This window comes from Alteromonas nitratireducens (assembly GCF_040812025.1).
Taxonomy (GTDB): Bacteria; Pseudomonadota; Gammaproteobacteria; order Enterobacterales; family Alteromonadaceae; genus Alteromonas; species Alteromonas nitratireducens.
On sequence record NZ_JBFNPK010000004.1, the window covers coordinates 19,570 to 42,304 of the forward strand.

General features: G+C 52.7%; 16 protein-coding genes and 3 tRNA genes. 3 read left to right on the plus strand and 16 right to left on the minus strand.

Translation table 11 applies throughout. The annotated features are described in order from the left end of the window. Positions 1 to 21: 21 nt before the first annotated feature. The 9 genes from AB1N33_RS05060 to AB1N33_RS05100 form a co-directional block, all read right to left on the minus strand. The gene (locus AB1N33_RS05060; RefSeq protein WP_411270457.1) at positions 22 to 1,152 is read right to left on the minus strand and encodes a sodium ion-translocating decarboxylase subunit beta; all 1,131 of its coding nucleotides are present in this window, start codon (positions 1,150 to 1,152) and stop codon (positions 22 to 24) included. Between the two features lie 4 nt (positions 1,153 to 1,156). Next, positions 1,157 to 2,968, minus strand: a complete 1,812-nt coding sequence (oadA, locus tag AB1N33_RS05065) for a sodium-extruding oxaloacetate decarboxylase subunit alpha (RefSeq protein WP_411270458.1) — start codon at positions 2,966 to 2,968, stop codon at positions 1,157 to 1,159. An 11-nt stretch (positions 2,969 to 2,979) separates the two neighbouring features. Next, the gene (locus tag AB1N33_RS05070; RefSeq protein ID WP_411270459.1) at positions 2,980 to 3,234 is read right to left on the minus strand and encodes an OadG family protein; all 255 of its coding nucleotides are present in this window, start codon (positions 3,232 to 3,234) and stop codon (positions 2,980 to 2,982) included. A 454-nt stretch (positions 3,235 to 3,688) separates the two neighbouring features. Further along, positions 3,689 to 3,765, minus strand: a tRNA-Arg gene (locus tag AB1N33_RS05075). Positions 3,766 to 3,816: 51 nt separating this feature from the next. Then, positions 3,817 to 3,893: transfer RNA gene (locus tag AB1N33_RS05080), tRNA-Arg, on the minus strand. 38 nt (positions 3,894 to 3,931) lie between these two features. Further along, positions 3,932 to 4,022: transfer RNA gene (locus AB1N33_RS05085), tRNA-Ser, on the minus strand. A gap of 169 nt (positions 4,023 to 4,191) precedes the next feature. Then, complete coding sequence (gene csrA, locus AB1N33_RS05090) at positions 4,192 to 4,389, minus strand: carbon storage regulator CsrA (RefSeq protein ID WP_411270460.1); 198 nt, start codon at positions 4,387 to 4,389, stop codon at positions 4,192 to 4,194. A gap of 136 nt (positions 4,390 to 4,525) precedes the next feature. Continuing rightward, positions 4,526 to 7,123, minus strand: a complete 2,598-nt coding sequence (gene alaS, locus AB1N33_RS05095) for an alanine--tRNA ligase (RefSeq protein ID WP_411270461.1) — start codon at positions 7,121 to 7,123, stop codon at positions 4,526 to 4,528. A 129-nt stretch (positions 7,124 to 7,252) separates the two neighbouring features. Beyond that, the gene (locus tag AB1N33_RS05100) at positions 7,253 to 7,702 is read right to left on the minus strand and encodes a regulatory protein RecX (protein ID WP_411270462.1); all 450 of its coding nucleotides are present in this window, start codon (positions 7,700 to 7,702) and stop codon (positions 7,253 to 7,255) included. Positions 7,703 to 7,783: 81 nt separating this feature from the next. Between AB1N33_RS05100 and AB1N33_RS05105 the strand changes: the two genes are divergently transcribed. Further along, complete coding sequence (locus AB1N33_RS05105; protein ID WP_411270463.1) at positions 7,784 to 8,986, plus strand: GNAT family N-acetyltransferase; 1,203 nt, start codon at positions 7,784 to 7,786, stop codon at positions 8,984 to 8,986. Beyond that, positions 8,983 to 11,064 (plus strand): M13 family metallopeptidase, encoded by a 2,082-nt coding sequence (locus tag AB1N33_RS05110; RefSeq protein ID WP_411270464.1) that lies wholly within the window; start codon positions 8,983 to 8,985, stop codon positions 11,062 to 11,064. The genes AB1N33_RS05105 and AB1N33_RS05110 overlap by 4 nt, the downstream gene beginning before the upstream one ends. A gap of 93 nt (positions 11,065 to 11,157) precedes the next feature. Here AB1N33_RS05110 and AB1N33_RS05115 read toward each other — a convergent pair whose 3' ends face one another. The 4 genes from AB1N33_RS05115 to AB1N33_RS05130 form a co-directional block, all read right to left on the minus strand. After that, positions 11,158 to 12,771, minus strand: a complete 1,614-nt coding sequence (locus AB1N33_RS05115; protein ID WP_411270465.1) for a SulP family inorganic anion transporter — start codon at positions 12,769 to 12,771, stop codon at positions 11,158 to 11,160. A 21-nt stretch (positions 12,772 to 12,792) separates the two neighbouring features. Further along, entirely contained in the window at positions 12,793 to 13,437 is a 645-nt protein-coding gene (locus tag AB1N33_RS05120; RefSeq protein WP_411270466.1) for a carbonic anhydrase, read from the minus strand. 167 nt (positions 13,438 to 13,604) lie between these two features. Beyond that, positions 13,605 to 15,131, minus strand: coding sequence for a SulP family inorganic anion transporter (locus AB1N33_RS05125; protein WP_411270467.1), 1,527 nt, complete (start codon positions 15,129 to 15,131; stop codon positions 13,605 to 13,607). Between the two features lie 24 nt (positions 15,132 to 15,155). Further along, positions 15,156 to 15,800, minus strand: coding sequence for a carbonic anhydrase (locus tag AB1N33_RS05130; protein ID WP_411270468.1), 645 nt, complete (start codon positions 15,798 to 15,800; stop codon positions 15,156 to 15,158). Positions 15,801 to 16,213: 413 nt separating this feature from the next. On the opposite strand from AB1N33_RS05130, the gene AB1N33_RS05135 reads away from it, so the two are divergent. After that, positions 16,214 to 17,167 carry a hydrogen peroxide-inducible genes activator gene (locus AB1N33_RS05135; protein ID WP_411270469.1) on the plus strand — a complete coding sequence of 318 codons (954 nt, stop codon included), beginning with the start codon at positions 16,214 to 16,216 and terminating at the stop codon, positions 17,165 to 17,167. Between the two features lie 26 nt (positions 17,168 to 17,193). Here AB1N33_RS05135 and AB1N33_RS05140 read toward each other — a convergent pair whose 3' ends face one another. From AB1N33_RS05140 to metH, 3 genes are all read right to left on the minus strand, one after another. Then, complete coding sequence (locus AB1N33_RS05140; protein ID WP_411270470.1) at positions 17,194 to 19,215, minus strand: methyl-accepting chemotaxis protein; 2,022 nt, start codon at positions 19,213 to 19,215, stop codon at positions 17,194 to 17,196. Positions 19,216 to 19,527: 312 nt separating this feature from the next. Beyond that, positions 19,528 to 20,118: a DUF938 domain-containing protein gene (locus AB1N33_RS05145; protein ID WP_411270471.1), complete on the minus strand. Its 591-nt coding sequence runs from the start codon at positions 20,116 to 20,118 to the stop codon at positions 19,528 to 19,530. After that, entirely contained in the window at positions 20,108 to 22,732 is a 2,625-nt protein-coding gene (gene metH / locus AB1N33_RS05150) for a methionine synthase (protein ID WP_411270472.1), read from the minus strand. Before metH ends, AB1N33_RS05145 begins: the two co-directional genes overlap by 11 nt. Positions 22,733 to 22,735: the final 3 nt, after the last annotated feature.

The window sequence follows — 22,735 nt, forward strand, 5'->3', positions numbered from 1 at the left end:
CGTCTGACACGTCGTCGCCTGTTAGCCGACCAGTGCGAGCAGGATCCCGGCGGCAACAGCTGAGCCAAGCACCCCAGCCACATTCGGCCCCATGGCGTGCATGAGCAGAAAGTTATGCGGATTGGCCTCAAGGCCCACTTTGTTAACCACACGCGCAGCCATGGGTACAGCAGACACACCGGCGGCACCAATCAGCGGGTTGATATTGCCGCCGGACAGGCGATTCATCAGCTTCGCCATGAGCACGCCCGCCGCGGTGCCGATGGCAAACGCAATGGCACCTAATGCCAGGATCCCAAGTGTTTCCACCGTGAGGAATTTGTCTGAGGAGAGTTTGGAGCCGACAGACAAGCCAAGAAAAATCGTCACAATATTAATAAGCTCGTTCTGCGCGGTTTTGCTCAGGCGTTCTACCACACCACACTCGCGCATCAGATTGCCAAAACAAAACATGCCCACCAATGGGGTTGCTGATGGCAGGAAGAGAATGGTCAGAAGCAGCACCGCTAACGGGAAAATAATTTTTTCCCGGGAGGTCACGGGCCGTAACTGGGCCATTTCTATCTGACGTTCTTCCTGGGTAGTGAGGGCTTTCATGATTGGCGGCTGAATAATCGGTACCAGCGCCATGTAAGAATACGCGGCAACCGCAATGGCCCCCAGTAAATCCGGTGCCAGACGGGACGCCAGGAAAATAGCCGTCGGTCCGTCGGCGCCACCAATGATGGCAATGGCGCTGGCATCCTTAAGGGTGAAGTCAAATCCGGGCAGAAAGTTCAGTGCAATCGCACCAAACAGGGTGGCAAAAATACCAAACTGCGCCGCCGCACCAAGCAACAGCATTCTGGGGTTCGCAATGAGTGCACCGAAGTCGGTCATCGCCCCGACCCCCATAAAAATCAGCAACGGGAAGACCCCGGTATCAATGCCGACCTTGTAGATGTAGTACAGCAGCCCGCCCGCTTCGCTGAACCCGGCGAGCGGAATGTTGGTCAGCAGTGCACCAAACCCGATAGGTATCAGCAGCAGCGGCTCAAACTTCTTTACAATCGCCAGATAGAGCAACAGCAGCCCCACCAGCATCATCAAAATTTGTCCCGCCTCAAAATGCGCCAGTGCAGTACTGTTCCAGAGCACGCCCAGTTTTTCCATGCGGCTATCCTAATGCAATCAGCGATTGTCCGGATGCCACTGCATCCCCTTCCTTCACCAGAATACCGGTGACGGTTCCTGCGTTGGCACTGCGAATTTCGGTCTCCATTTTCATCGCTTCCAGAATGATAACCACATCGCCTTTGGCAACCTGATCCCCCTCTTTGACCAGCACTTTAAAAACATTTCCCGCCAGCGGCGCATTAACACTGACACTGGCAGCGTCATTCGCTGGTGTGGGTGCAGCCGGCGATGGCGCAGCACCACCTGCGTCGACCGCTGGCGTAATCGAGGTCAGCTCACCTGATGTGGCAACCTCCACCCGATAGACTTTGCCATCTACCCGAACATCATAACTGGCTGGCGCAGCGGCGCGGCTGACCGACGTAGCCGCAGATGAATCCACCGCCTTGCTGTCTTTGGGCTCAGCATGAGGCCGCGGCTCAAAGGCCTCTGAATTGCCCCGGTTCTGCAGAAATTTAAGACCGATTTGAGGGAACAGCGCATAGGTGAGTACATCGTCGATAAGGTCATCTGCCAATCCGATGTTCTTCTCCTTCGCAATCGCTTGCAGCGACTCAGTCAGCGAGGCGAGCTCCGGTTCGAGATTATCTGCGGGCCGGCAGGTCACCGGCTCCGCTCCATCAAGTACCCGTGCCTGCAGCGCCTCGTTCACCGGTGCCGCTGTTGCGCCATATTCGCCTTTCAGTACCCCCGCGGTTTCCTTGGTAATGCTTTTGTAGCGTTCGCCGGTCAGGACATTCAGCACCGCCTGTGTACCCACAATCTGCGATGTCGGGGTGACCAGCGGGATAAAACCTAAATCTTCCCTTACCCGCGGAATTTCTTTCAGTACGTCATCAAACCGGTCCTGTGCTCCCTGCTCCTTTAGCTGGCTCTCCATATTCGTGAGCATGCCCCCCGGGACCTGTGCCAGCAGGATCCTGGCATCCACCCCTTTCAGGCTGCCCTCAAAGCGCGCGTATTTTTTACGCACCTCTCGGAAGTAACTGGCAATCGCTTCAAGCGCCGGCAGGGATAATCCGGTATCCCGGTCGGTCCCCTCTACAATCGCGGCAATCGTTTCGGTTGCCGTATGGCCGTATGTCATACTCATTGATGAGATTGCCGTGTCGAGCATATCAATGCCAGCATCAATGGCTTTCTGATAGGTCGCCGTGCTCAGCCCTGTGGTCGCATGGCACTGCATGGCAATAGGAATGTCGATAGTCTCTTTCAGACCGCGGATCAGTGCTTCACAGTCATAAGGTTTGAGCAGCCCCGCCATGTCTTTAATACACAAGGAGTGGCATCCCATATCTTCAATTCGCTTCGCCATATCCAGCCACAAGGTAAGGTTATGGACCGGGCTGACGGTGTAGGACAGGGTGCCCTGCGCATGTGCACCACAGTCCACCGCAGCCTTCACTGCGGTTTCCAGATTACGCACATCATTCATGGCATCAAAAATACGAAATACGTCAACGCCGTTCTCGTGGGCGCGCTCAACAAATTTTCTCACCACATCGTCTGCGTAGTGGCGATAGCCCAACAAATTTTGTCCACGAAGCAGCATTTGCTGACGGGTTTTTGGCATCGCCGCTTTAAGCTGACGAATACGTTCCCAGGGATCTTCGCCGAGATAACGGATACAGGCGTCAAACGTTGCTCCGCCCCATGATTCAACCGACCAGAAACCGGCATCATCCAGTTGCTTTGCAATCGGCAACATATCTTCGGTTCGCATGCGGGTAGCAAGCAGTGACTGATGCGCGTCCCGTAACACCAATTCGGTTATTGCCAGCGGTTTGGCCATAAACTCTCCTGTTACTCTCGGTTAGACTGGCGGTGCGTATGGATAGCAGCCGCGATAGCAGCAACAATGGCAGGCTCAACGTTGGCCGCGGCTGTCTGGCCAGTGGAGGCCGGAGACGGTGTGTGACCCGGAAAGCGTGCGCAGAATCGGGCGATCAGTGAGACACCAAAAATTAGCAAGGTGAGAAACGCAAATACAAACACCATACCCACCAGCATCAGTGTGGCGGCCTCTGCTAACAAACTCTGGATTGCACCGGAACTCATCACCAGCCCTGAATTAGAAATGATGAAAAAGATGTACCACGGGTATGGGCAAAAAACAACCGCGACATCAGTATGATACTGCGGGGTGACGGAGAAAGAAAAAACCCACCGAATGGTGGGTTTTCTTGTATGGCGCGTGTGGAAGGATTACTCGGGCTCCTGCCCTCGCCCCTGCGGGGCCGCGCTGACGCGCGTTCGACATCGTTCCCGACGATGTCGTCGAACCTCTTGTCGGTTCTCATCCTGCATCAAAGACATATAAAAAAACCCACCGAATGGTGGGTTTTCTTATATGGCGCGTGTGGAAGGATTACTCGGGCTCCTGCCCTCGCCCCTGCGGGGCCGCGCTGACGCGCGTTCGACATCGTTCCGACGATGTCGTCGAACCTCTTGTCGGTTCTCATCCTCCATCAAAGACATATAAAAAACCCACCGAATGGTGGGTTTTCATATATGGCGCGTGTGGAAGGATTCGAACCTCCGACCGCCTGGTTCGTAGCCAGGTACTCTATCCAGCTGAGCTACACACGCGTAAACTGTTTCATCTGTAGTTTACTACAAACAATGGCAATGTAAATTAAGTGGCGCGTGTGGAAGGATTCGAACCTCCGACCGCCTGGTTCGTAGCCAGGTACTCTATCCAGCTGAGCTACACACGCGCAATTCTTTTTGTTGGCTGCCACCACCAACGAATTAGTGGCGGAGAGGGAGGGATTCGAACCCTCGATACGCGTAATGCGTATGGTTCCTTAGCAGGGAACTGGTTTCAGCCACTCACCCACCTCTCCGTAAGTGGGGCTGCATTTTACGGATTCACCGAAAGGAGTCAAACCTTTTTTAGCAAAATCCAAACGCATGCAGAGATTTTAATCAAATTGATGAAAAAGCGATTACTTTCTGACTAACCGCTTCTTTTTTAGTCAAAAAAAAGGCCAGCACCATGCTGACCTCCTTGCTTTATGCTTTTTCAGCAGAGTCGGGTTGTCCGCCCTTTTCAGCCTGTATACGCATATAGATTTCTTCACGGTGCACAGACACTTCTTTTGGCGCATTCACACCAATACGTACCTGATTGCCTTTCACTCCGAGTACAGTGACGGTCACATCATCACCTACCATGAGTGTCTCACCCACACGACGAGTCAAAATAAGCATTCTGTTGCTCCTGTTCCTTAAACCTGAACCTGTCCCTGACCACACGTTCCTTGCATTGGCACGACCCAATCAAGGTGTCAGCGATTCCGTGTTTTTGTGTCACCGCAAAAACCCGCTGAATATTACACTTTGCTAATTATAGCTTATCTGTTAACCAGTCGGTAACGGAATCTAACGCAGATTCAAGGTATTGTGGCTTATCACCGCCAGCTTGTGCCATATCCGGACGCCCACCGCCCTTGCCACCAACCTGTGCGGCGACATGGTTAACCAGTTCGCCGGCCTTTACTTTACCGGTCAGATCGTCGGTTACCCCGGCGATAAGATTCACCTTGGCATCTCCCGCCAGTCCTAATACTACGATGCCAGAGCTCATACGGTTCTTAAGTTCGTCAACCATGTTGCGCAGTGCTTTTGGCTCAACGCCTTCCAGCTTCGCCACCAGCACGCGGACACCATTGATATCCTGAGCCTGCTGCAGCAGGTCAGCGCCCTGCTGACTGGCGAGTTTTTGTTTGGCCGCTGTCAGCGCTTTTTCCAGTTCTTTATTCTGGCTCTGCAGGGCTGACAAACGCTCGCCCACATGTGTCACGTCGGTTTTCAGTGTGGCTGCTATATCCTGAAGCAGGCGCTGCTGCTGCTGAACATAGTCAAGTGCCGCACTGCCGGTAACCGCCTCAATGCGTCGGACACCAGATGCGATTCCGCTTTCTGCAGTAATTTTAAACAGACCAATGTCACCCGTACGGTTGACGTGCGTACCGCCACATAACTCTATGGAGAATGGCCCCATCGACACGACGCGCACTTCGTCGTCATATTTCTCGCCAAACAGTGCCATCGCGCCGGCAGCTTTGGCTTCCTCTAACCCCATTAACCGGGTGGTCAGCGCGTGGTTTGCCTGAATTTCTTCGTTTACCCGTTTTTCAATGGTCTGCAACTGCTGCGCGGTTACCGCCTCAAAGTGTGAAAAGTCAAAGCGCATGCGCTGTGCCTCAACCAGCGAGCCTTTCTGATTTACATGCTCACCCAGCACCTCTTTCAGTGCAGCGTGCAGCAGGTGCGTCGCACTGTGGTTTTTACGGATTGCATCGCGCTTTTCTGCGTCAATTTTTGCGCTGGCCTTGTCACCTTTTTTCACCGACCCGGACGCTTTGCCGTAGTGAGCGAACGCGTTGCCCATTTTTTGGGTATCGCGAACAATAAACTCACCATTAGCAACTTTCAGCACCCCGGTATCCCCTACCTGGCCGCCGGACTCTGCATAAAACGGCGTACTGTCCAGAATAACCACACCTTCCTGACCATCTGTCAGTTCATCGGTAAAGGCGTCGTTTGCAATCAGCTCAATGACATTCGCGTCACCATCCGTTTGTGCGTACCCGGTGAATGCGGTCTCATGTTCTACGTTCAGACGGCTGTTGTAGTCGGTACCAAACTGACTGGCCTGCTGCGCCCGCTCACGCTGCGCCTGCATGGCAACATCAAAACCGTCCATGTCAATTTTTACGTCATGTTCGCGAGCCACGTCATTGGTCAGGTCCGTCGGGAACCCGTAGGTATCGTACAGCTTAAACACGATGTCACCGGGCAGCGTGTCGCCCTCCAGCGATGACAGGGTCTCTGTCAACATCGTCATACCGCGAGCGAGTGTTTTACTGAATTGCTCTTCTTCTACTTTCAGTACTTTTTCAATCACCGGCTGCTGCTCTACCAGCTCCGGATAGGCGTCGCCCATTTCCTTTGCCAGCGCCCCCACCAGTTTGTAGAAAAAGATCGTGTCCGCACCCAACTGATAACCGTGACGGACCGCACGGCGAATAATCCGGCGCAGCACATAACCCCGGCCTTCGTTCGACGGCATCACACCATCGCAAATCAGGAAGCTGCACGAGCGGATATGGTCGGCAATAACGCGCAGTGATTTGTTTTCCAAATCCTGCGTACCAACGATCTCTGCCGCCGCTTTAATCAGGCTCTGGAACAGATCAATCTCGTAGTTGCTGTGAACATGCTGCAGAATGGCAGAGATACGCTCAAGGCCCATACCGGTATCAATAGACGGTTTCGGCAATGGCTCCATGGTGCCGTCTGACTGCTTGTTGTACTGCATGAAGACCAGGTTCCAAATCTCGATAAACCGGTCGCCATCTTCTTCAGGTGATCCCGGTGGACCACCCCAGATGTGTTCGCCATGATCATAGAAAATTTCGGAGCAGGGACCGCACGGGCCAGTGTCACCCATTGACCAGAAGTTATCTGAGGTATTAATCCGGATAATTTTTTCCTTCGGTACACCAATGTGGTTTTCCCAGATAGCAAACGCTTCGTCGTCCTCTGAATAAACGGTCACCAGCAGTTTGTCTTTTGGCAGCTTTAACTCTTCGGTCAGGAAGTTCCAGGCAAATTCAATCGCTTCTTTTTTGAAGTAGTCACCAAAACTGAAGTTACCCAGCATTTCGAAAAACGTATGGTGACGCGCGGTATATCCGACATTCTCCAGATCGTTATGTTTTCCGCCGGCACGCACGCAGCGTTGTGAGGAAACGGCACGCGTATAGCTACGCTTTTCTGTCCCCAGAAAAACGTCCTTGAACTGGTTCATCCCTGCATTAGTGAAAAGAAGTGTCGGATCATCTGCCGGTACCAGTGAAGAACTCGCCACCTGTTGATGACCATGGCGCTTGAAATAATCAAAAAATTTCTGACGAATATCAGCAGTTGAAAATGTCATTGAATTCCTAACTTCCTATTCTGGTTAATGGAAACACTGATGTGCAGAGATAAGGCTGCCTGGCGCAGTCGCGCATGTGTGCGAAAGATACCACGGAACACGAAGCCTTGTTAAGCGACGGGCCTAAAATTAGTCACCGCTGACAGCATAGTTTATATGACTCATTTCAAAGCCCCGGTACTGAAGAAACTGCATTTGCCTGACCCGCTTTTCGTAGGTTTGTGGCAATGCGCGCCCAAATTTCTTTATCCTGACCTCGCAAGCCAGCGCATACCAGTCAACCTCCAAGTCTTCAAAGGCGCTCTCAATGTCCCGTTCGCTGACGCCTCGCTGCATCAGATCAGCGCGTATTTTTGCCGGGCCACTGCCCTTATTGGCCAGGCTTCTGGCGCGGGATTCTGCGTAGCGCTCATTGCTCTGAACCCGTGCTTCCACAAACTGGTTTAGTACAGGTAAAAACGCCTCGTCGGGGATCCCTTTTGCCTGTAGTTTACGTTTAATCTCATCAATACTGTGCTCTCGCCTCGCCAGCATGCGGGTGATCGCATCAATGATGACCTTCTCTTCAAATTCTGACATGGTTTTAATTCGACACAGATTATGGTTCGCAAGTAGCCTGTAACTTTTGTTGCATGTTGCCAGCGCACAGACTGATAACCCATGAGTATAACAATACGATTCACTTCACGTCTTTGTGATCTGCAACAAGACTGGCCTCAACTCAGTCAGGGGGCCGGGCCGTTTGTTGACTATCGTTTTCTGCATGCCCTGGAGGCGTGTGACTGTGTGGGTGAGGATACCGCATGGCAACCTCATCATCTTATCGTGGAGGAAAACGACAAGATCATTGCTGTGATGCCCGGGTATCTGAAATACGACAGCATGGGGGAATACATCTTCGATCATGGCTGGGCCGATGCCTACCATCGGCATGGTCTGCCGTACTATCCTAAATGGATAAGCGCGATTCCGTTTACGCCGGTAACAACACAAAAGTTGCTGGGGATGACGGAGCCTGTCGTTGCCAACCAGGCAGTGAAACTGGCGCTGTCGGCACTTGAGCAACAAGGCGTGTCGTCTGCACATCTTCTTTTCACCGCCAATGAGCACCGTACACTGTCGCAACCAGACTTTCATTCTCGCCTGTCGGTGCAGTTTCAGTGGCACAATTATGATTACGCCACGTTCGACGACTTTCTCAATGCGCTGACCTCACGCAAACGTAAAGATATTCGTAAATCCTATCGACAACTGGCCGCGGCAGATGTCACCGTGCACGCGATGCGTGATAACCAGATAACACCCGACGATATGGCATTTTTCTATCGTTGCTATCAGCAGACCTATCTGAAGCGCAGCGGCCATACCGGGTATTTGTCAGCCGCGTTTTTTGACTACCTCTGTGAGACCTTCAGAGACAGGATGCTGCTGGTGCGCGCCGACCTCAGCGGCACCCCGGTTGCCAGCGCGCTGTTTTTCTATGACGACACCGGGCTGTACGGACGCTACTGGGGCAGTCTCACCGATATCGATGGCCTGCATTTCATTTGCTGTTATCTGGAAGGCATTAAGTTCGCCATCGCAAACAATCTGCCCTTATTTAATCCCGGAACCCAGGGCGAACATAAAATTCTGCGCGGATTCGAACCGATGTATTGTTACTCCATGCACCGGTTGTTTTCTGCCCCTTTTCATGACGCAGTCGGAAATTTTCTAAATCAGGAGCGCCCAATGCTGATTGATTATTTCAATCGGGCACGGGATGCTTTACCTTTTAACAGTCAGTTTACATCACAACTAAAAACCACGTCCGTTACCCAGCCTGAGGCTGGACCGGACACTTACACGAGACAGGAAAAATGAAGTATACGTTACTGGCGACCATGATCGCCGCCACACTGGGCGTAACCGCCTGTAGTCAGCCTCAGCAGACATCAGAACAAGCCAGCACTGAACAGCAACAGGTTCAGAGCGAACAGGGTAAAGCCGAGCTGGGTTCATTTGGCGTCGATTTGAGCGCGCGCGATGAATCTGTGAAACCGGGCGATGACTTCTTCATGTATGCAAGCGGCACCTGGTATCAGAATTACGAACTACCGGCAGATAAAACCCGCTACGGTGCATTCAGTGCCCTTGCGGATCGCAGTGAAGAGCAGGTTAAAACCATCATCGATGAGCTGATGACCAAAGAAAACCTGAATGCAGAAGAAAAGCTGGTTCATGACTTTTACAAAGCGTACATGGACACAGAAGCCGTTAATGCCAAGGGGCTGACCCCGATTCAGGACGTACTGACCACCATCAGTGAGGCAAAAGACGTCACCGACCTGACCCGCATTTTTGGTAATGCCTGGCTGACCGACGCCATTTCACCAATTTGGGGAGGGCTGTGGTACAACCGTCTCAATCCCGACGAGTATCAGTTAAATGTTGGTGTTGGTGGTCTGGGTCTGCCCGACCGCGATTACTACCTCACCGACAGTGAGCGTTTTCAGGGAATACGCGACGCGTACGTCAAGCATATTGAAGAAATGCTGACCCTGGCCGGTGAAGACAATGCCGCAGAAAAAGCCGCCGCTATTCTGGCACTGGAGACCCGAATTGCCGAGGCGCAGTGGCCTCGTGAGAAACGCCGTAACCGTGATTTAACGCTGAACCAGATTGCCCGCGACGACCTGGCAGACAGCTATCCCAATTTTGACTGGGACACCTTCTTTGCACCGTCAGGACTTAAGGTACCGACACTGAATATTGCTCAGCCAGAGCCGGTTAACGATGTTATCGCCATTATCAATGACGCACCGCTGGACGACTGGAAAGCGTATCTGACGTATCACACGGTCAGTAATAACGCCGATCTGCTGTCTGAAAACCTCTATCAGGCTAACTTTGATTTTTATGGGCGTACGTTAAGCGGCCAGCAGGAACCACGTCCGCGCTGGAAGCGTGCAGTCAGCCAGATGTCGGGCACTGAGTCGTTAGGGTTTGCGATTGGTAAGATTTACGTTGACCGCTATTTCCCTGAAAGCTCCAAACAGCAAATGAGTGAACTGGTAGAGAACCTGAGAACAGCGCTGCGTGAGCGCATCACTAACCTTGACTGGATGAGTGAAGACACCAAGAAAAATGCGCTGGCAAAACTGGAGGCATTCCGCCCTAAAATTGGCTATCCGGACGAGTGGCAGTCGTTTGAGGGACTGACCATTACCGACAGTGATCTGGTTACCAACGTAAGAAACCTACGCCAGTTCTTCCAGAATCAGGACGTAGAGCGCGAGCTGCAACCTACTGATCGTGAGCGCTGGGGCATGACACCACAGAGAGTGAACGCTTACTACAATAGTTCGTTCAATGAAATCGTGTTTCCTGCTGCCATTCTGCAGCCTCCGTTCTTCGATCCTAATGCCGATCCTGCGGTGAACTATGGCGCAATTGGTGCCGTAATCGGTCATGAGATGGGCCATGGTTTTGACGACCAGGGTTCAAAGTCTGACGCCAATGGCATTCAGCGTAACTGGTGGACCGATGAAGACCGTGCAGCGTTTGAGAAAAAAGCGGACATGCTGGCGGCGCAATACAGCGAGTATGAGCCAATCGAAGGCAACTTTGTTAATGGTCAAAACAGCCTGGGCGAAAACATCGGTGACGTCGGCGGTCTGTCGATGGCCTACCATGCCTATAAGCTCAGCCTGAACGGAAAAGAAGCGCCGGTTATTGACGGCCTGACCGGCGACCAGCGCTTCTTCCTGGCCTGGGCTCAGGTCTGGAAAGAGAAACGTACCGAGCAAAGCATGCTGAACCAGCTGCGCGCAGGCACGCATGCGCCGGGTCGGTTCCGTGCCCTGGCACCGCGTAACCACGACGCCTGGTACGAGGCGTTCGATGTACAGCCGGGAGACGCACTGTATCTTGCACCAGAAGAGCGTGTACGGATCTGGTAAATACTGAGCCTGCAGAGCAGGCTCATGTTACAGACAGCAAAAAGCCTGCAGAAGCAGGCTTTTTTTCTGACGGCTGGCACGTCATTCCGTTGGTTAAGCCGTCTTTTCAGCAGACTGCCCGCTCAATACCTGCTGAACATGACGCAACGCATCAAGCCGGTTAGTGAACACCGGAATATCCGGGTGATGCTGGTAAAAATCAGCCAGCACTTTTTCAACTCTCTCATTAACACCACAGATAATCAGCTGTCGGCCAGCTGCCTGCGCATCCGATGTGACAGTTTCCACCGCCATGGCAGCGGACACGTCCAGTGTGGGTACACGGGTGAAATCCATAACCATATACAGTGATTTGGGTTTGACTTTCTCTCTGACGCGATGCCCCAAATCGGCCGCCGCCCCGAAGCTCAACGGCCCGCCAAAGCTGAACAGCGTAACGTGCTTCTTGATGGTATCAAACAGGGCCTTTTCTTCGTCGTTGCCCATATCGTCAGGTAACCGGTTTAGCTCTTCAATTTGGATCTGCGCAATCTGACGGACATACGCGAGAGAAGCAAACACCACGCCCACACCAACGGCGGTGATAAGGTCAACGAAAACCGTCAGACCAAGCACCGTCAGCATCAGCACAAAGTCCCAGCGCGGCCCTTTGTGCGCACGCTTCAGGTAACTCCAGTCAATAATATCCAGGCCGACTTTAACCAGAATACCCGCCAGCACCGCATGGGGAATTTTAGCGGCGAGTGGGCCGAGTCCCAGTACAATCGCCAGCAGGATCAGGGCATGTACCATGCCGGACAAACGGGTTTTGCCGCCACTGCGAATATTGACCACAGTCCGCATGGTGGCCCCTGCACCGGCAATCCCGCCAAGTAAACCGGACACCGTGTTACCTATGCCCTGTCCTATCAGCTCTTTATTACTGTCATGCCGGCTACGGGTCATATTGTCAGCGACCAGTGACGTCAGTAATGAGTCAATCGCGCCAAGAAAGGCCAGTATCATCGCGGCTTCCACAATCAGCCACATGTTTGCCTTGTCAAAGACAGGAATGTGGATAGCCGGCAATCCGGTTGGAATATTCCCCAGTACCGGGGTTGTCAGACTCAGACTGACCAGCGTGCCGATGATAAGCGCTGCCAGTGCGCCAGGCACTACTTTACCCAGCGCCGGCGGCCAATTATAGGCAATCACCAGGGTACCCAAACCAAGCGCGAGCGTGACAAAATCGATATCCGCCAGCGCGGTGGGAATATAAGCAAGCGCCCCAATGGTCCCGCCTGGCGGTTCGTGCCCCATCAGCCGACCAATCTGCAAAATAATGATAATGGCACCGATGCCCGTCATAAACCCTGAGATCACCGGATATGGCACAAGCCGGATGTATTGCCCCACCCCGGTCAGACCCAGCAGTATCTGGAAGACTCCTGCCAGCATAACCGCCGTAAAAATAAGGCCAACGTCACCTGACAGACTGGCGGCAAGCCCCGCCAGCACTACTACCATAGGGCCTGTCGGCCCGGATATCTGTGAAGGCGTACCACCGAACAACGCAGCAAAGAAGCCGACGGCGATAGCGCCATACAAACCCGCCATCGGGCCTACGCCAGAGGCCACGCCAAGCGCCAGTGCCAGCGGCAACGCCACAATACCGGCGGTCAGACCGCCCGTGATGTCACCGCGCAGGTGACTTAAGTCAAATTTCATACCGATTCCCTGCTCTCCGGCTTACTCTGCCGCCGACGCCTTGTCCGAATAGACCTTGTCCATCGACGCCCATTGCCCGGCATCATCGTCATAGCAGATCACTTCGCCACGTTCGATGTCATACACCCAGCCATGCAACAGCACCTGACCGGTAGCAATTTTCGCCGCTACCGAAGGATGGGTGCGTAAATGCTGAATTTGCTGCAGCACGTTTTCTTTAGTGACATCGGCAAGCTGCGCCTGACCAAGTTCGCCACAGCGTTCGCGCACCACCTCGGTAGCCGAACGGCAGTGACCCAGCCACTCGCGAACATGTGGCAACCCATCAAGGGCATCGGGATCAAGCGCTCCTTTCATTGCCCCACAATCTGTATGCCCGCAGATAACAACGTGAGCCACACCCAGTGCTGCAACCGCAAATTCAATTGATGCCGTCATGCCGCCGGTCTGGTTACTGTGCGGCGGAACAATGTTGCCCGCGTTGCGACAAATGAACAGGTCACCCGGGTCGGTTTGTGTGACCAGATTCGGATCAATCCGAGAATCTGAACAGGTAATAAATAACACTTCCGGATTCTGGCCGTTGGCCAGCTTTTTGAATGTTGCTTTTTTGTCGGGGTAAATTTCGCGCTGAAACTTTGCCACACCTTTAATGAGATGCTTCATAACCACTCCGGGGTCTAAAAATTACATTATTGTAATTTTTTACACGACATTAACGAAGGGGCTAATAGAAAAATACGTGATGTGATGATAAAAAAAAGCTATCAGCAGTCAGCCTGCCGATAGCTCAACGGAAGAGATAGCGGCAGAACCTGCCGCTGTAGTAGTGTTTACGACTGGAATTTAATCGTCTCGACCTGGATGTTTTTGGACTTGGCGTTATTGATAAAATCTGACACCAGCTCCTTCACATCATAGGCCAGCGCGCGGGTATTCGAGAAATCCAGCACGACCCGGGTATTTTCTGGGATCGCATTCAGTTTTCTCAGAATCACAGGCTTATTGAAGAACGACACTTCTTCAGCCAGCACGATACGGTGTGTGGTCTCACCATTTTCCTCAACCACTTCGTCAGTCACATTAAAGCTGTTTCGGTAGCTGTGTTTCAGCGTGAAGAACACACTGACACCCAGTCCGACCATGACACCTGTCAGCAGGTCGGTAAACAACATCACCAGGATGGTTGTGACAAACGGTAAAAACTGCTCCATGCCGTTTTTATACATCAGCTTGAACATGACCGGTTTAGCCAGCTTATAGCCAACCACGATAAGGATCGCAGCCAGTGAGGCCAGCGGGATCATATTCAGCACACCAGGCAACACCAGAATAGCGGCAAGCAGGAAGCAGCCATGCATGACAGCAGACAGCTTGGTTTTCGCTCCGAATGCGATATTGGCAGAACTGCGCACAATAACCTGGGTTACCGGCAGACCGCCTACCAGACCAGACAAAATGTTACCCACACCCTGCGCCTTCAGTTCACGATTGGTGGGCGTGACGTTACGGGCAGGATCCAGTTTATCCGTGGCCTCGACACACAGCAGCGTCTCGATACTGGCAACGGCAGCCATAACCAGCGCAACCGTGAACACCTCAACCGAGAACATCTGAGAGAATGCCGGGAAAGACAGCTCGTTAGCCAGTCCTGACAGTGACTCCATTGCCGGTAAGGCTACCAGTTGGTCTGCTGCCAGCGGTGAACCCGCCTGCTCAAGGAACAACGACGCCAGAATACCCAGTACCACCACCACCAGTGGCCCCTGGATCAGCTGGAAAATCTTATGTGCCTTAGACAGGTACGCGTCCCACAGGATGAGCAGTCCCAGCGACACCATAGAAATCGTCACCACGACCGGCGACATTGACGTGAAAGCATGCTCTATGGCGGAGAAAGTGTTTTCCCCGTTGACCTGAGAGAACGCTTCTTCACCAAGAAAGTCGGCGTGCCAGCCAAACAGGTACGGCAGCTGTTTCAGCACGATAAGCAGGCCGATACCCGCCAGCATACCGGTGATCACCGACGTCGGGAAAAAATAGGCGATAAATCCCGCTCTGGCATAGCCAAGAATAAGCTGAAATACCCCGGCCAGTACTACCGCAGCCAGAAATACTTCCCAGCTTCCCAGCGTCGCAATGGCATCGAAGACGATGACCGCGAGACCAGCGGCAGGACCACTCACACCAAGTCGCGATCCGCTTAAGCTACCAACAACGATACCGCCGATAATACCGGCGATAATACCCGAAAACAGCGGCGCGCCGGATGCCAGGGCAATACCCAGGCACAGCGGCAACGCCACAAAGAACACCACGATACTGGCGGGCAGATCGTGTTTCAGTTCACTAAACGTCATATCGAATTTCATAAGTAAAGTCCGTTATGCCGATTTAAGATTGTCTGAATAGGCTTTATCCAGCTCGACAAATTCACCCTTGTTATTGTCGTAGCAAAGCACTTTACCCAGCTCGATGTCATACACCCACCCGTGCAGCTCAACCTGACCGGTTGCCAGCTTTGCTGCCACCGCAGGGTGAGTACGCAGATGCTGCAGCTGCTGCAGTACGTTTTCTTTGGTCACTTCGGAAAGATGCTCGGCACCCAGTTCACCGCCGTGCTTTTCCTTCACTACTTCGGTAGCGCAGCGGCAGTGGCCAAGCCATTCCTTAACGTGTGGCAGACTGCTCAATTTCTCCGGGGCCAGTGCGCCTTTCATTGCGCCGCAATCAGTATGTCCGCAGACAACGATATGGCTGACACCCAGCGCTGCGACCGCAAATTCGATTGACGCAGTCATACCGCCGGTCTGGTTGCTGTGTGGCGGCACGATGTTGCCCGCATTACGGCAGATGAACAGCTCACCCGGCTCGGTTTGTGTCACCAGGTTTGGATCGATGCGCGAGTCTGCGCACGTGATAAACAGCACTTCAGGGTTCTGGCCATTTGCCAGTTTTTGGAAAATCCCTTTTTTCTCCGGATAAACTTCCTTCTGAAATTTCGCTACACCAGAAATTACATGTTCCATACATCACCCTCGTTTAAAAAAAATTGAATGGTACCTTTTATAAAATACAACGTTACTGATTAGCTTAATAGAAAGTAATTTCCAGTGGCGATAGCCAACAACTATCAAGAGACCACATATGCCGTTGTCCTGACCATCCCTAAGCCCTTGTAAAACTTTGGTTTACCCACGTCATTCAAGGGTATTCCCGGGTCTTAATTAAAGATTATTCATTCTGTTGTTTTCGTGCGCTTTTGGGGGATTCACGCCAAATAACGGCGGTCAGCTGCATTTTTGCGTCACAGGAATGCGACAAAATTGTTTCTATATTGTTGATACGTAATGAAAAAACAAACAATTTGATAGTTTTATAGAAAATAATCAATATTGGCGATAGGATATGACTATCAAAAGCCTGTTTCTGTGAGTTCCGCATGCAAAATAACGGTAAATATCCTTCTATTAACCAGTTGCGTTACTTCGTCACGGTATCGCGGATGCTGAATTTTCGACGTGCAGCCCAGGCGCTGGGGATCAGTCAGCCGACATTAACCAGTCAAATCAGTGCGCTGGAATCGAATCTTGGCTTAATTCTGTTTGAACGTAGTCGCTCTGGCACGCTGCTATCAGCACAGGGGAAAGCCCTGCTTGAGTACGCGGAAAATGTACTCAAATCCGTTATGCAGTTTTCCGAAATGGCGCAGGCGCTGTCAGAAGGGGAGAAAACCACCTATCGACTCGGGATCCCGCCGACCCTGGGGCCTTATCTGCTGCCTCACATCCTGCCGGATATCCACAGAGCCCGCCCTGGGCTGAAGTTCTATGTTCGTGAAGCGGCGCCAAAACAGTTGCAGGAAGGGTTGCTGTCGGGCGAGTTTGACCTGATTCTGTCGCCAATGTCGAACAAAGATTCGCAAATTCAGGTACAGCCGCTGTTTCTTGAGCCGCTGAAATTTGTGGTGCCCGCAGACCACCCGCTTGCTGGCGAGGCCTTTATCAGTCCCGACGCCATTCGGGGCCATAAAGTGCTGACTCTGGAGGAGCGTCATCACTTTCATTCACAGGTACAGGATGTCTGTTCCCGCCTGGGTGCGGTGATTGACAGTGACTATGAAGGGACCAGTCTCGATACGCTGCGTCAAATGGTTGTAATGGGCATGGGGATGGCATTTCTGCCCGGCTTATATGTGCACAGTGAACTGCACGACCCCGATGCACTGCATGTGGCAGAAATACTGGATATGCCGATTGTACGTCAGCACATGCTGGCGTGGCGCAACACCTCGCCTGCACGCGCGGTATTTCGTGAACTTTCCACCCTCATCCGCTCGGTGATACAGCATCGTCTTGCCAACGCAGTCTCCGTCACCGACAGTCAGACCGTATAAAAAAGGGCGCATTATGCGCCCTGTCTTTATATTTTGAACTGATTAACCAGTTCTCGCAGCTCACTGGCGACGCCGCTAAGCTGCGTCGCCTCCGCTGCCAGAGATTCGGCATGCTGACTTGTTGTGTCGCTCAGGTTAGTAATCGTGACCAGCGACTGATTGATATCTTCGGCCACTACCGTCTGTTGTTCAGTGGCCCGGGCGATATGTTCACTCTGCGACTGCACGGTACCAATCGCACGATTGATATTCTCAAGCGAAGTCACGACCAGCTCGGTTTTTTCCACCCCTCGCTGAGACTTTTCCTTGCCCTGCTGCATCACGGTATCGGTTTGTTCAGCCATGTTCTGCAGTCGTTCGACCATACGACGAATGTCATCAGTTGAATCCTGTGTCCGGCTCGCCAGCGACCTGACCTCATCGGCAACCACCGCAAAACCACGTCCCTGCTCACCCGCTCGCGCCGCCTCAATGGCCGCATTCAGTGCCAACAGATTGGTTTGCTCTGCGATACCGTTGATCACGTCAATCACCGCACCAATATTGTCAGACTCCTGGCTTAAGCCACTCACCACTTTCACGCCCTCATCGATAGACGCTGCCAGAGACCGGATATCTGCCATCGCATCCTCAGCCTGAGCTTTACCCTGACTGACCAGCATATCCGCCTCATTGGCTGCATCACTGGACTGCGCCGCATTTTTAGAAATCTCGACCACGGTGGTCGCCATTTCGGTCACCGCAGTTGACACACTGTCTACCTGATTACGTTCTTTATTCATCTGCGTACTGGTGTCCTGTGACACGTCGCGCAAATGGGCAGCCGCATCAGCGACGGCACTGGTGTGGGTTGCGGTTTGCTGTAGCAAATCACGCAGTTTGTCGGTAAAGCGGTTGAATTCGCCGGCCAGTTCGCCAATTTCATCATTGCTTTCGATGTCGAGGCGCTTGGTCAGGTCGCCGTCCCCATTCGCAATCTCGGCCATAGCCGCTTTCATTTTAATGATAGGACGGGTAATGCGGGACCCGGCCAGGTAAGTGATCAACGCAATAATGGCAATAATAACGACCGATACCAGCGTGGCAGTGGTAATGGCACTGTTGATGGGATCGGTGATCAATGACTCAGGAATAAGGATCCCCAGCGTCCAGTCCATTTTGGGGTTGTCCAGCGACGCATGGCGAAACACCGCAATATAAGACTCGCCACGCCAGGTTACCGGCACCATCCCTTTTGAACTGCGCTTGATGGCCGAGGCCAGGCTGCCAAAACCGGTCGTTTCATCGAATACAGTGTCGAACGATGACACGGCAGAGCTCAGTGGCAGGTCTTTCTCCTGCTTGGGGAAGTAAACAATATTCTGCGCATCGTCGAGCAGAAACGCGGTTCCTTTATCATTATAACGAATGTCGTCGATGACATCTCCCACTGTGCTGATCAGAATATCAACACCGCCGACCCCAATCAGCTTTCCTCGGTGGGTAACGGGGGTCTGAATAACCGCAGAAACACTGCCATCCTGGGAATCGACTGCCGGCGGCGTTACGTAAAGCTTGCCTTGTTTTACCGCGGTCTGATACCAGGGACGCTGCGTGGCAAAATAGCCCTTAGCCGGATTGCCGGCATCCGGGCCTTCCGTATCAACCCCGACCCGGCCAGCTTCATAAAAGTATTCACCGGTATTGGCTGAGCCAAAGAACGCAGACTTAATGTTACTGTCATCATTACTGATGTTACGAAACAGCTGATAGATTTCTTCAGCATTCCTTACCCGCGACTCCGGGGCGCCACGATCGTTATAATCGTGAAAGAAGTCACGCAAAAAAGGACTGCTCAGAAACGCTCTGGCGACGCCGCCATAAACAGAAAAGAAACTTTCCACCGAACTGGCTTCCAGTTCCACCAGCGCGGCCACTTCCTGTTCAACACTCTCGCGGGTTTTGTCACCGATATAGCCAACGACCACAAAGGCGGAAATAAACAGCATGACGGCAATACTGCCGCCCATGATCAACATAAATTTTTTCTGGAGAGACATAGCGCTCATAGTACTTCTCATTATTATTGTGCGTTTAAAAACGCGATGCGTACCTTCACCGCCAGCTTTGGCTTCCAGACAAACTCGCCGGTCTTTTTTGATGAAGTTGCTCGCTGTGGGAGACGACTGTCGCCACACTCCCTGCTAGTCGCCTGCCCCCGAATGCATCCGGGCGTCAGGCATGTTGCTCTTACTTACCTGATATCGACAAGATAACGAATTTTTGAAGCCCGTTATCTGTACTCCTGTTATACCAAACTCATGGCGTTTTAAAAGTGCTGATAACGACAGACGCGACAGGCAACTGCCACACTGGCGTTGTCAGCCAGACTTTTTCCAGACCAGCAGCAGATTATTGGCGGGCATGTCGTGAATTGCATTAAGTACCAGCTTTCCGCGCCATGCCTGCAATTCAGTAATGTCGCGATAGCCTCCCAGCCCCCGCTCGAGCAATGACTGATGAAAGTCACGGTTACTGTCTGACGAAAACACACCATTTTGGGTAAACGGGCCATACTGGCAGAACACACCGCCGTCGGGTAATGCGGTGCTCACGTCGTGCATCAGCCGCTGCACCTCTTCTTTTTGCATAATATGCGCGGTATTGGCAGTAAACACGCCATCAAACTGTGCCTGCGGTATCGCTTCCTCACCAATCGTCAGTGTCAGGGGTAACCGCAGATTTGCCAGACGCGCTTCCTCTGCCCACGCGGTGATCCCTGCGTGATAGTGAGGCTGATCACTGGTCTGCCATGTAAGATGTGGCAGGTGCGCAGCAAAATGCACAGCATGCTGGCCGGTACCGCTGCCTATTTCCAGTACCCGTGTTGTGCGCGCAAATTCGCGTGCCAGATGGGAGAGTATCGGCCCTTTGTTATTCTCACATGCCTGGCTGAAGGGTTTATCTGTCATTGAGGTTCGGCGCTAACCATTTTGCCGCCTCCTCAACAGGCCAGCCTTTGCGGCGGGCGTAATCTTCAAGCTGATCCTGCTGGATACCTGCCACCGCAAAGTACCGGCTCTCCGGATGCGCAAAGTACCAGCCCGACACTGAGGCGCCCGGCCACATCGCATAGCTTTCGGTCAGGCGCATCCCGGTGTGTTGCCCGACGTCAAGCAAATCCCAGATAAGTTGCTTCTCTGTGTGTTCAGGACAGGCGGGATACCCCGGCGCAGGACGAATACCCTGATACTGTTCGCGAATAAGCGCCGTGTTATCCAGCGACTCATCCGGTGCATAACCCCAGTACACTTTTCGGACCTGTTCATGCAGATACTCTGCGAACGCTTCTGCCAGCCGATCTGCGATGGCCTTGACCATAATTGCATTATAATCGTCGCCCTGCTGCAGATAGCTGTCTGCGAGTTCATCCTCACCAATGCCGCCGGTAACCGCAAACGCACCAAAATAATCTGCAATACCAGACTGTTTATCGGCAACGAAGTCTGCCAGACAGTAATTAGGCGCACCCTGTTTGAGCGTTTGCTGTCGCAGAAACCGGGCTACACCAAGGATGTCAGTGCGCGACTCATCACGGTAAATCTCAACGTCATCGCCAATGCGATTGGCAGGAAACAGGCCTATCACGCCTTTGGCGGTCAGCTTACCGCTGTTGATAATGTCATCAAGCATCCGGTTGGCGTCATTAAACAGGGTTGTCGCCTGCTCTCCGACCACCTCATCCTTAAGGATGCGCGGAAATTTGCCGGCCAGTGACCAGGTCATAAAAAACGGTGTCCAGTCGATATATTCGCGCAGTGTCGAAAGCGACACGCTAACCGGTGTAACGCCGGGTTGCGCCGGCGTCACTGGCGAGTAAGTACTGGCCTTGAATGCATTTTCACGCGCTTCGGTCAGCGTTACCGGACGAGACCGGGGCTGCTTTCTGGCGTGCTGGGCGCGAACCGTCTCATACTCTTTGTCTAACTGGCGGGCAAACACATCTCGGGACTCTCGATTAAGCAGCTTCTGACATACACCCACAGCGCGGCTGGCATTAGGCACATACACAACCGGCGCATGGTAATTCTGTTCAATTTTAACCGCCGTGTGGGCTTTAGAGGTAGTCGCTCCGCCGATTAACAGCGGGATATCAAAACCCAGTCGCTCCATTTCCCTGGCAACATGCACCATTTCATCCAGAGACGGTGTAATCAGTCCCGACAGGCCGATCATATCGACATTTTCCTCCCGGGCTGTCTGCAAAATCTTAGCGGCGGGCACCATCACGCCAAGGTCAATGACCTCAAAGTTATTGCATTGCAGTACGACCCCAACGATATTCTTACCAATGTCGTGTACGTCGCCTTTCACCGTCGCTAACAGAATTTTACCGTTACTTTTCGTACCTTCGCTTTTCTCAGCCTCAATGTAGGGCTGCAGGTGTGCAACGGCTTTTTTCATGACCCGCGCTGATTTAACCACCTGAGGCAGGAACATCTTACCTTCCCCAAACAGATCGCCGACCACGTTCATGCCGTCCATCAGCGGCCCTTCGATGACATCAAGGGGTCGGGTTGCGGCGAGTCTCGCGGCCTCGGTGTCTTCAATGATGTAATCGGTGATCCCCTTAACCAGCGCATGCTCAAGCCGTTTATTAACATCCGCCTCTCGCCAGGACAAATCTTCTTTGGCTGCCACTTTGCCGTCACCCTGAAACTGGGGCGCGATATCCAGCAGGCGCTCCGTTGCATCATCGCGGCGATTGAGAATGACATCCTCTACGGCATCCCGTAACTGCGCGGGAATTTCATCATACACTTCAAGCTGACCGGCATTTACGATGGCCATATCCAGCCCGGCACGGATCGCGTGATACAGAAACACCGAATGCATGGCTTCACGGACCGGGTTATTACCACGAAATGAAAATGAGATATTGGATAAGCCGCCGGATACGTGAGCGTACGGACAGGTTTTACGGATCTCGCGCGTCGCCTCAATGAAGTCGACAGCATAGTTATTGTGCTCTTCTATGCCCGTTGCGACCGCGAATATATTGGGATCAAATATAATGTCTTCCGGCGCAAAGCCGACGGTCTCGGTCAGAATACGGTAGCTGCGCTGACAAATCTCGACTTTACGGGCCTTGGTGTCTGCCTGGCCGGTTTCATCAAACGCCATCACCACCGTTGCAGCGCCATAGCGTTTAATCAGTGTCGCCTGTTCAATAAACTGCGCCTCGCCCTCTTTCAGGCTGATCGAGTTAACAATGGCTTTGCCCTGGATGCACTTAAGCCCCGCTTCAATCACGTCCCACTTCGAAGAATCAATCATGATGGGTACACGGGAGATATCCGGCTCAGAGGCGATCAGATTCAGGAATGTCACCATGGCCTCTTTCGAATCGAGCATGGCTTCATCCATGTTGATATCGATTATCTGTGCCCCGTTTTCTACCTGCTGACGGGCGACATCCAGTGCCGCCTCGTAGTCGCCGTTAATGATCAGACGTTTGAATACCGCAGAGCCGGTGACATTTGTCCGCTCGCCGATATTGATAAAGCTTGCTATTGCGTCAGTCACACA

What these genes read in the sequence shown, in the direction of transcription:
- AB1N33_RS05060 (WP_411270457.1), bottom strand. Translation starts at nt 1,152, where the DNA reads ATGGAAAAACTGGGCGTGCTCTGGAACAGTACTGCACTGGCGCATTTT.
- oadA (WP_411270458.1), bottom strand. Translation starts at nt 2,968, where the DNA reads ATGGCCAAACCGCTGGCAATAACCGAATTGGTGTTACGGGACGCGCAT.
- AB1N33_RS05070 (WP_411270459.1), bottom strand. Translation starts at nt 3,234, where the DNA reads ATGAGTTCCGGTGCAATCCAGAGTTTGTTAGCAGAGGCCGCCACACTG.
- csrA (WP_411270460.1), bottom strand. Translation starts at nt 4,389, where the DNA reads ATGCTTATTTTGACTCGTCGTGTGGGTGAGACACTCATGGTAGGTGAT.
- alaS (WP_411270461.1), bottom strand. Translation starts at nt 7,123, where the DNA reads ATGACATTTTCAACTGCTGATATTCGTCAGAAATTTTTTGATTATTTC.
- AB1N33_RS05100 (WP_411270462.1), bottom strand. Translation starts at nt 7,702, where the DNA reads ATGTCAGAATTTGAAGAGAAGGTCATCATTGATGCGATCACCCGCATG.
- AB1N33_RS05105 (WP_411270463.1), top strand. Translation starts at nt 7,784, where the DNA reads ATGAGTATAACAATACGATTCACTTCACGTCTTTGTGATCTGCAACAA.
- AB1N33_RS05110 (WP_411270464.1), top strand. Translation starts at nt 8,983, where the DNA reads ATGAAGTATACGTTACTGGCGACCATGATCGCCGCCACACTGGGCGTA.
- AB1N33_RS05115 (WP_411270465.1), bottom strand. Translation starts at nt 12,771, where the DNA reads ATGAAATTTGACTTAAGTCACCTGCGCGGTGACATCACGGGCGGTCTG.
- AB1N33_RS05120 (WP_411270466.1), bottom strand. Translation starts at nt 13,437, where the DNA reads ATGAAGCATCTCATTAAAGGTGTGGCAAAGTTTCAGCGCGAAATTTAC.
- AB1N33_RS05125 (WP_411270467.1), bottom strand. Translation starts at nt 15,131, where the DNA reads ATGACGTTTAGTGAACTGAAACACGATCTGCCCGCCAGTATCGTGGTG.
- AB1N33_RS05130 (WP_411270468.1), bottom strand. Translation starts at nt 15,800, where the DNA reads ATGGAACATGTAATTTCTGGTGTAGCGAAATTTCAGAAGGAAGTTTAT.
- AB1N33_RS05135 (WP_411270469.1), top strand. Translation starts at nt 16,214, where the DNA reads ATGCAAAATAACGGTAAATATCCTTCTATTAACCAGTTGCGTTACTTC.
- AB1N33_RS05140 (WP_411270470.1), bottom strand. Translation starts at nt 19,215, where the DNA reads ATGAGCGCTATGTCTCTCCAGAAAAAATTTATGTTGATCATGGGCGGC.
- AB1N33_RS05145 (WP_411270471.1), bottom strand. Translation starts at nt 20,118, where the DNA reads ATGACAGATAAACCCTTCAGCCAGGCATGTGAGAATAACAAAGGGCCG.